This window comes from Micromonospora sp. NPDC003241 (assembly GCF_053589795.1).
Genome location: NZ_JBSFSO010000046.1, coordinates 44653 through 54195, shown reverse-complemented (window position 1 = coordinate 54195; position 9543 = coordinate 44653). Strand labels below are relative to the sequence as shown.

Annotated in this window: 6 protein-coding genes and 1 pseudogene; all 7 read right to left on the bottom strand. The window is 72.9% G+C overall.

Going from position 1 to position 9543, the window contains the following annotated elements:
• Positions 1-476: 476 nt before the first annotated feature.
• The gene (gene leuS / locus ACWDVW_RS27150) at positions 477-3311 is read right to left on the bottom strand and encodes a leucine--tRNA ligase (RefSeq protein WP_449954217.1); all 2835 of its coding nucleotides are present in this window, start codon (positions 3309-3311) and stop codon (positions 477-479) included.
• A 232-nt stretch (positions 3312-3543) separates the two neighbouring features.
• Positions 3544-3894 carry a monovalent cation/H(+) antiporter subunit G gene (mnhG, locus tag ACWDVW_RS27145; RefSeq protein ID WP_449954214.1) on the bottom strand — a complete coding sequence of 117 codons (351 nt, stop codon included), beginning with the start codon at positions 3892-3894 and terminating at the stop codon, positions 3544-3546.
• The gene (locus ACWDVW_RS27140; RefSeq protein ID WP_449954212.1) at positions 3891-4148 is read right to left on the bottom strand and encodes a monovalent cation/H+ antiporter complex subunit F; all 258 of its coding nucleotides are present in this window, start codon (positions 4146-4148) and stop codon (positions 3891-3893) included. Before ACWDVW_RS27140 ends, mnhG begins: the two co-directional genes overlap by 4 nt.
• Positions 4145-4603: a Na+/H+ antiporter subunit E gene (locus tag ACWDVW_RS27135; RefSeq protein ID WP_449954209.1), complete on the bottom strand. Its 459-nt coding sequence runs from the start codon at positions 4601-4603 to the stop codon at positions 4145-4147. The genes ACWDVW_RS27140 and ACWDVW_RS27135 overlap by 4 nt, the downstream gene beginning before the upstream one ends.
• The gene (locus ACWDVW_RS27130; protein WP_449954207.1) at positions 4600-6063 is read right to left on the bottom strand and encodes a monovalent cation/H+ antiporter subunit D family protein; all 1464 of its coding nucleotides are present in this window, start codon (positions 6061-6063) and stop codon (positions 4600-4602) included. The genes ACWDVW_RS27135 and ACWDVW_RS27130 overlap by 4 nt, the downstream gene beginning before the upstream one ends.
• Positions 6064-6173: 110 nt before the next feature.
• Positions 6174-6479: pseudogene (locus ACWDVW_RS27125) on the bottom strand (sodium:proton antiporter); the annotation flags it as partial.
• On the bottom strand, positions 6476-9229 hold the full coding sequence (mbhE, locus tag ACWDVW_RS27120; protein ID WP_449954204.1) for a hydrogen gas-evolving membrane-bound hydrogenase subunit E: 2754 nt from the start codon (positions 9227-9229) through the stop codon (positions 6476-6478). The pseudogene ACWDVW_RS27125 and the gene mbhE, both read right to left, overlap by 4 nt.
• Positions 9230-9543 lie beyond the last annotated feature (314 nt).

Genomic DNA, 9543 nt, shown 5'->3' with positions numbered 1-9543 from the left:
CCCCTGCTATCGCCTCGTGCATAGCAGGGGACCCCTCCTAACAACTCAGCAAGTGCGGTCGTGCCGCGCCCCCGCCCTCGCCGCATCGCGCTCCATGATCACGCTCGATCCCCGATCGAGTGGCCTCGGTGCCGCCACGAGACCACTCGAACCCGGATCGAGCACGGCATTGCCACGTCTCGCCGCACCCCGGGTCATCGGGTGAGGCCGACCAGCGCGCCACAGCGTCCTCGCCGGGCTCGGTGCGATGCGTCTCTCTGCTCAGGAACTCGACGACGCCGCCTTCGTACCACCCACGTCTTCTTCCCGCCAACGTGGCGCCACGGGTCCCCGCCGCAGCACGGGCTCGCACCGCACACGCCGGCATACCTTGCTGGTGGGCTCGGGTAACCGCCGAGCACGCCGCTTGAATGTTAGGAAGGGTCCCCTGCTATGCACGAGGCGTTAGCAGGGGACCCTTCCTTACACCAACAGCGTCAGGCGACGACGGACACCATCCGGCCGGGGATCACGATGACCTTGCGCGGCTCCTTGCCGGCCAGCGCACCCGCCACCGCCGCCAGCGCGGCGGACCGGACGTCGTCCTCGGCGGCGTCGGCCGGCACCTCGACCCGGCCCCGGACCTTGCCGTTGACCTGCACCGGATAGGTGACGGTCTCGGCGACCAGCAGCGCCGGGTCGGCGACCGGGAAGTCCGCGTACGTCAGGGAGGTCTGGTGGCCCAGCCGCCGCCACAGTTCCTCGGCGATGTGCGGGGCCAGCGGCGCGACCATCAGCACCAGCGGTTCGGCCACCTCGCGCGGGGTCGTCGCCAGCTTGGTCACCGCGTTGGTCAGCTCGATCAGCTTGGCGATCGCGGTGTTGAACCGGATGCCCTCCATGTCGCCCCGGACGCCGTCGATCACCCGGTGCAGCAGTTGGCGGGTCTGTTCGTCGGCCGGTGCGTCGGTGACCCGCGACTCGCCGGTCTGCTCGTCGACGATCGCCCGCCAGACCCGCTGCAGGAACCGGTACGAGCCGACCACCGCCCGGGTCTCCCACGGGCGGGACACCTCCAGCGGCCCCATGGACATCTCGTAGACCCGGAACGTGTCGGCGCCGTACGCGGCGCACATCTCGTCCGGGGTGACGATGTTCTTCAGGGACTTGCCCATCTTGCCGTACTCGCGGTTGACCTGGACGTCGCCCAGGAACCAGTCGCCGTCACGCTCGACGACCTCTTCGGCCGGGACGTACGCGCCCCGGGCGTCGGTGTACGCGTACGCCTGGATGTAGCCCTGGTTGAACAGCTTGCGGAACGGCTCGAACGACGACACGTGCCCCAGGTCGAACAGCACCTTGTGCCAGAACCGGGCGTACAGCAGGTGCAGCACGGCGTGCTCGGCGCCGCCGACGTACAGGTCGACGCCACCGCAGTCGCCTTCGCCGCGCGGCCCCATCCAGTACCGCTCGTTGTCCGCGTCGACGAACCGCCCCTCGTTGGTCGGGTCCAGGTACCGCAGCTCGTACCAGCAGGAGCCGGCCCACTGCGGCATCACGTTGGTCTCCCGGGTGTACCGCTTCGGCCCGTCACCCAGGTCCAGCTCGACCTCGACCCAGTCGCGGCGGCGCGACAGCGGCGTCTCCGGGTCGCTGTCGGCGTCGTCCGCGTCGAAGGTGCGCGGCGAGAAGTCGTCCACCTCGGGCAGTTCGACCGGCAGCATCTCCTCCGGCAGCGCGATGGCGGCGCCGTCGGCGTCGTAGACGATCGGGAACGGCTCGCCCCAGTACCGCTGCCGGCTGAACAGCCAGTCCCGCAGCCGGTAGGTCACCGCGCCCTGACCGGCGCCGGTGGACTCCAGCCAGGCAATGATCCGGGCCTTGGCGTCGGCCACCCCCAGTCCGTTCAGGTCCAGGTCGCGGTCGGGCGCGGCGCTGTTGATCGCCGGCCCCTCCCCGGTGTACGCCTTGCCGTCGAAGCCCTCCGGCGGCTGCACGGTACGCACGATCGGCAGCTCGAAGAGATCGGCGAACTCCCAGTCCCGCTCGTCCTGCGCGGGTACCGCCATGATCGCGCCGGTGCCGTAGCCGGCCAGCACGTAGTCCGCGATGAAGATCGGCACCTGCCCGCCGGTGACCGGGTTGGTGGCGTACGCGCCGATGAAGACGCCGGTCTTCTCCTTGGTGTCGGCCTGCCGCTCGACGTCGGTCTTGGCAGCGGCCGACTTCCGGTACGCCTCGACGGCCACCCGGGGGCCGGTGTGCCCGCCGGTCCACGCGTCCCGGGTCCCCTCCGGCCAGGCTGCCGGCACCAGCGCGTCGACCAGCTCGTGCTCGGGCGCCAGCACCATGTAGGTGGCCCCGAAGACGGTGTCCGGCCGGGTCGTGAACACCCGGATCGGCGCGGTCGGAGTCGGGAAGTCGATGTGCGCACCGGTGGACCGGCCGATCCAGTTGCGCTGCATCAGCTTGATCGGCTCGGGCCAGTCCAGCTTGTCCAGGTCGTCCAGCAGCCGGTCACCGTACGCGGTGATCCGCATCATCCACTGCTTCAGGTTGCGCTTGAAGACCGGGAAGTTGCCGCGCTCGGAGCGGCCGTCGGCGGTGACCTCCTCGTTGGCCAGCACCGTGCCCAGACCGGGGCACCAGTTCACCGGCGCCTGCGACACGTACGCCAGGCGGTGGTCGTCGACGATCGCGCGACGCTCGGCGGACGACAGCTCGGCCCACGGCCGACCGTCCGGAGTACGCCGGGTACCCCCGGCGAACTCGGCGATCAGCTCGCTGATCGGGCGGGCCCGACCGGCCTCGCGGTCGTACCAGGAGTTGAAGATCTGCAGGAAGATCCACTGCGTCCAGCGGTAGAAGTCGGTGTCGATGGTGGCCACCGAGCGCCGCTGGTCGTGGGCCAGCCCCAGCCGCCGCAACTGCTCCCGGTACCGCTCGATGTTGGCCACGGTGGTCGTCCGGGGGTGGGTGCCGGTCTGCACCGCGTACTGCTCGGCGGGCAGGCCGAACGCGTCGAAGCCCATCGCGTGCAGCACGTTGCGCCCGGCCATCCGCTGGTAGCGGGCGTAACAGTCGGTGCCGATGTAGCCCAGCGGGTGCCCGACGTGCAGCCCCGCGCCGGACGGGTACGGGAACATGTCCAGCACGTACAGCTTCTCCGCGCCGGAGCGCGGGTGGGCCGGGTCGGCCAGCGGGCCGGACGGGTTCGGCGCGTGGAAGCTGCCCTCGCGTTCCCAGTGATCCTGCCAGCGGCGTTCGATCTCGTCGGCCAGCACGGCGGTGTACCGGAACGGTGGGGTGTCGTTGGTAGCTGCCTCGGTCATGGCCTTCTCCTCGCGTCGACCGGCGGGGTCTTCTCCGTGCTGGCTGGTCTCGTGTCCGTGCTCGGCGGCCCGCCCCGGGCCTCGGCGGGCACGAAAAAGCCCCTCGCACAGGAGGGGCCGCCGTGCTGTCGCGCCTGTCAGCGCGTCAGCACGGCTCGGTAAGAAGCAGGAAGACTCCGGCCATGACCGGCAGTGTACCGCGACCCCTCGGGCACTGCCGCCCAGTACCCCGTCAGCCGGTGTCGGGGCGACCGTCGCCGACCCGGCCGTCGAGCTCGTCGTAGCGGGTGATCGGGGCCAGCGGCGCACCGGCCCGGTACGCCGCGCGGGCCAGCGCGTAGCCACCCACCGGGGCGGTGAACAGTTGCAGGCCGACCGCCACCAGCACCACCACGGCGGTACGCACGCTCGGGATCAGCAGCAGCACGCCGAGCAGCACACAACTGAGGCCGAGGCTGGCCGCCTTGGCGACCGCGTTCATCCGGTGGTAGACGTCGGGCAGGCGGACCAGGCCCACCGCGCTGATCGAGATCAGGACGGTGCCGAGCAGCAGCAGCGCCCAGGCCAGTACCGTGCGGATCACCGCTGCCCCCGGTGCACCAGTCGAGCCATCGCCACCGTGGCCAGGAAACTCACCAGCGTCCCGGTGAGCACCAGGTCCAGCAGGTCCGGCGCGTCCAGCCGGGCGGCGAGCACCGCCAGGGCGGCCAGGAAGACGAAGAAGCCCAGGTCCAGCGCGGCGGCCCGGTCGGCGTCGGCCGGTCCGCGTACCAGCCGGCCGATCACCACCGCCATCGCGCATGCCAGCACCACCAGCACCACGTCCAGCAGGATCATCGCGGCCTCCACGTCTCGGGCGGGTCGTTCTCGGACGGACCACCGTCGTCGGAGGAGCCGTCGTCGTCGGGTCGACCGTCGCCGGCCGGGTGCGTGGCCGGGCGGATCGCGGCGAGCACCCGCCACTCCAGTTCGGTGACCTCGCGGCGGAACGCGACCGGGTCGGCGGCGTACACGCCGTGCACCCAGAGGGTCGCCGGCTTCCGCCGGATCGCCAGGGTCAGCGTGCCCGGGGTCAGGCTGACCGCCAGGGCCACCGCGGCGACCTCGACGTCGGTGCCGGCCCGCAGCGGCACCCGCACCACCGCCGGTTCCAGTCGCGACCCCGGCGTGAGGATCTCCCATGCCACGGCCAGGTTCGCCTGCACCAGCCGGACCGCGAAGTAGCCGGTGAACCGCAGGATCCGGCCCAGGCGAACCACCGTCCGGCGGGCCAGCGCCGGTGTCGCGCTCATCGCCCGGTCACCGCCCGCACGTAGCCGGCCGGGTCGCGCAGTCCGTCCGCCACCGTGTCCGCCACCGTCAGCAGCGGCTGCGCGGCCAGCCCCGCGACCAGCGAGAGCACGGCCAGGGCCAGCGGCGGGGCGACCAGCAACCGCCCGATCCGGCCGGTGACCGCGTCGGTGGCCGGCTCACCGGTGAACAACGCGCTCCAGATCTTCAGCATGGAGAGCAGGGTGACCAGGCTGACCAGCACCGCCACCGTCATCGCCCACCACGCGTCGACCTCGGCGGCGGCCCGCAGCAACAGGAACTTCGCCAGGAAGCCGGAGAACGGCGGCAGGCCGGCCAGCGACAGCGCCGCACCGGCGAAGGCAAGGGCCAACGCGGGGCGCTGCACGGCGAGCCCACCGGTGCCGTCCAGCCGGTCGGTGCCCCGGCCGGCGCGTACCGCCGCCGCGCAGAGCAGTAGCGCCGCCTTCACCAGCACGTACTGGGCCAGGTAGTACACCGCCGCGGCCAGGCTCGCGGCGGTGAACAGTGCCACGCCGAGCAGCACGTAGCCGATCTGGCTGACCATGTGGAAGACGAGGATCCGGCGCATCGAACCCTCGCCGACCGCGCCGAGCACGCCGACCACCATCGACAGCAGCGCCACCAGGCCGAGCAGCCAGTGGTACGCCGGGTCGCCGCCGTACACCACCGCGTAGATCCGGATGACGGCGTAGAGACCCACCTTGGTCAGCAGGCCGGAGAAGAGCGCCACCACCACCGGCGAGGCCACCGGATAGGTGCGGGGCAGCCAGTCGTGCACCGGGACCAGCGCGCTCTTGACGCCCAGGGCTAGCAGCACCACCCCGCCGGCCACCGCCACAGCCGGCTCGTCGCGGGCCGCCCCGGCGAGGTCTCCCAGTCCGACCGCTCCGGTGGTGCCGTAGACCAACGCCACCCCGCACAGCAGCAGGGTGGAGCCGAGCAGGTTCGTCGACACGTACACCCGGCCCGCGCCGCCGCGCCCGATGCCTCCGGCGAGGCTCAACAGCACGTACGAGGGCACCAGCATGACCTCGATCAGCACGAACAGGTTGAACAGGTCGGTGGTGAGGAACGCGCCGTACGACCCGGCCGAGAGCACCAGCACCAGCGGCAGGAAGTACGGGCGGCGGTCGTCGCCGGAGCCCACGGCCGACACCAGACAGCCGAGCACCACCACCGCCGACACGGTGACCAGCAAGGCGCCGAACGCGTCGGCGGCGAGGCTGATGGCCACCGGTGGCGGCCAGCCGCCGACCCTCAGCACCGGGATGTCCCCGGCGACGGTGGTGGTCACCAGCAGCGACACGCCCGCCGCCAGCACGGCGACGGTGGTCACCAGTGCGGCGACCCGGTGTGTCCGGAGCCGACCCGGCAGGGCGATCAGCCCACCGGCCACCAGCAGGGGCCCGGCGACCGGGAACAGGAGCAGCAGGGTCACCGCCGGCCCCCGTCCGGTCCGGTCGGTGCCGGGCCGCCCTCGGGGTCGCCGTCCCCGGCGCGCTCGTCGGCGTCGGTCTCGCCCGGGCCGTCCGGGTCGATGACCCCACCGGGACCGTCGGCGTCGGCGTCCGGGTCTGCGGAGCCGCGCCGCAGCAGGCCCAGCAGGTGCACGGTGACCCCGAAGGTGATCACGATCGCGGTCAGTACGAACGCCTGCGGCAGCGGGTCCGCCGTGTCCGGGCCCACCTCGCGGACCGGTGCCGTGCGGCGGCCGAGCCCGCCGGCGGCCAGCAGCAGCACGTTGACCGCGTGCCCGAGCAGGACGAAGCCCAGCACCACGCGCAGGTGTCCGGGCCGGACCAGCAGGAACACCCCGGCGGCGACCAGCGTGCCGACGAGCACGGCGGCGCTCATCGGGCGGCGCCGACGGGCGGGGCGGCGGCGGGCGGGGCGCCGGCGGGCAGCCCGAGCCGCCGGACGGCGGCCACCACCAGCGCCAGGACCATCAGGTAGACGCCGAGGTCGAACACCAGCGCGGTGGAGAGCGTCGGCAGCGGGCCGGGCGTGCTCAGGCCGAGCGGGGTGAGCAGGGGTTCGCCGACGGCCAGCGGGGCCGACCCGGCGCAGACGGCGATCAGCAACCCGGCGGCCACCAGCGGCACCGCCGGCAACCGGCCCAGCAGGGGCGCGCCGCCAGGGTGGGCCAGTTGCCCGAGCCCGACCGCCGTGCCGGCGAGCAGCGCCCCGATGAATCCGCCGCCGGTGGCCTCGTGCCCGCGCAGGAACAGCAGCGCCGAGACGACCAGCATCACCGGTGCCAGCATCCGGTAGGCGAACGCGAGCACCACATCGTCGTCGGCCGGGTCGCCGACGTCGGGCCGGGCCGGGCGGTCACCGCCGAGCCGGACGAGCCCGAGAGCCACCACCGCGAGCACCACCGCCTCGCCCAGGGTGTCCAGGGCGCGGAAGTCGACCAGGATGGTGTTGACCACGTTCGCGCCGCCGGTCAACTCCTCCGCCCGGTCGAGGTACCACCGTCCCGGGCCGGACGGTTCGCCCCGGCCGGTCAGCACGGCGGTGCCGGCCGCCGAGGCGACACCGGTCACCACCGCGAGCGCGGCGGCGGCGGTCACCGACCAGCGCCGCCCGACCGGGACCAGCCGGTCCGGCTGCTGGCGCAGGGCCAGCATCACGACGACCGCAGTCAGCACCTCGACCAGCATCAGGGTCAGTGCCACGTCCGGTGCGCCGACCGTCAGGAACCAGGCCGACAGCAGCAGACCCACCACCCCGGTCAGCCCGATCGCGGCCAGCGCGGACCGCACCGTCAGCAGACCGGCGAGCGTCGTGACGAGTAGGCCGACCAGCAGCCAGTCGCCGGGGCGGGCCGGGTCGACGTGTGGCAGGGGCGCGACGTCGGCCAGCAGCGCGGCCCCCGCCGCCAGCACCACCACCGCCAGCAGCGGGCGGACCAGGAAGGGCGCCGGGCCGGTGGCGTGCGCCGGGCGGGCCACCAGCGCGCCGACCCGGAGCAACCGTCGCCGGCCGCGTTCGACCAGCTCGGCGAAGGGCGGTGTGGTGGGTACGGCCCGCAGCAGCCGGTCCACCCGGACCCGGCCGAGGAACATCACCGTGCCCAGCAGCACGGTGGCGGCGCTGAGGCCCAGGGCAGGCGTGAAGCCGTGCCAGAACGCCAGGTACGGCGGTGTGCCCTCCGGCCGGGCCGCGTCGGCGGCGCGTTCCACCAGTGGACTCAGCACCGAGACCGCCGGACCGAGCACGGTCGCCGTCACCGCGGCGACCGCCGCCGGGGCGAGGAACGCCCAGGAGGGTTCGCGCAGGCGCCGCTGCCGGGTCGGCCCCTCGACCATCCCGTGCACCAGGCGGGCCGCGTACGCGAAGGTGAGCACCGAGGCGACGACACCGAGCCCGGCGGCGACCCAGCCCAGCCGGCCGACGCCGTGTGCATCGCCGAATGCCTCGAAGATCGCCTCCTTGCCGACGAACCCGATGGTCGGCGGCAACCCCGCCATCGACATCGCGGCCAGCACGGTGAGCCAGACCGTCACCGGCATCACCCGGTGCAGGCCGGACAGCTCCCGGACGTCCCGGCTGCCCGCCTGGTGGTCGATGATGCCGACCAGCATGAACAGCGTCGCCTTGAACAACGCGTGCGCGACGGTGTACAGGATCGCCGCCGCGTCGGCCGCCGGGGTGCCCACGCCGATCACGCCGACCAGCAGCCCGAGCTGGCTGACGGTCGAGTACGCCAGCAGCGCCTTGAGGTCGTACTGCCGCAGCGCCAGCAGCGCGCCGACGATCGCGGTGAGCAGCCCGACCGACATCAGTGTGACGTCCCACACCACCGTGCCGCCGAACACGGCGGAAAAGCGCATCAGCAGGTAGATACCGGCCTTGACCATCGTCGCCGCGTGCAGGTACGCGCTCACCGGGGTGATCGCCACCATCGCGCCGGGCAGCCAGAAGTGGAACGGCAGTTGGGCCGACTTGGTGATCGCGGCGAGCACGATCAGGGCCCCGGCCGCCCAGGCAGTGCCACCGTGCAGCCGCTCCGGCTCGGCGACGATCGTCTCCAGGCTGGTGGTGCCGGTCTGCACCGCCAGCAACACGATCGCGGTCAGCAGGGCGAGCCCGCCGGCCACGGTGACCAGCAGCGCCTGCACGGCCGGGCCGGTGGCCGCCGGGCGTCCGCCCTGTCCGATCAGGACGAACGAGAGGATGGAGGTCAGCTCCCAGAAGACGAAGAGGACCAGCAGGTCGTCGGCGAGCACCAGGCCCAGCATCGCGGCGGCGAACAGGGTCATGGTGGCGTACACCCGCTCCTGCCCGTCGTCGTCGACGTTGAGGTAGCGCGGGCAGTAGGCCATGATCAGCGCGCCGACGCCGAGCGCCAGCAGCGCGAAGACCAGGCCGAGCGCGTCCATCCGCAGCGCGGCGTCGACTCCGAGGCCGGGCAGCCACCGCCAGCCGAGGGTGACGTACCGGTCGTCCAGGATCGTCGGCAGCCGGGTGAGCAGCAGTCCGGCCGCGACCAGGTAGCCGACGGCCAGCGGGTAGCCGGCGTTCCGCCCGAGGCGCCGGGTCAGCAGCGGTACGCAGGCCGCCAGCCCGAGCTGCCAGGCGAGCGTCACGGCGAGGATCACGACGCCGCCCGCCCGGCCGGGAGCACCTCGGATGCCGGTGCCGTCTCCATGTCAACGCCCGGTGGCACGGTCGCCGGACACCCCCGGGCCGGGACGGCCCCACGGGGTCTGCGTCCGGTCGCGCATGTCCCTCCTCGGTCAGGTGTCGGGGCGTCCGGCGCCGCTTACCCGGCAGAACCGACGACATGCGCTGTGTGAACGACAAATAGCCCTCTAAGCACCCAAACACCTGCGCCGGTCGGCGTTGGCGAGAAACATGGTTAGCCTGAGAGGCCAATGAGATTGCTGCGGCAGACGAGGCTCGCACGTCGCGA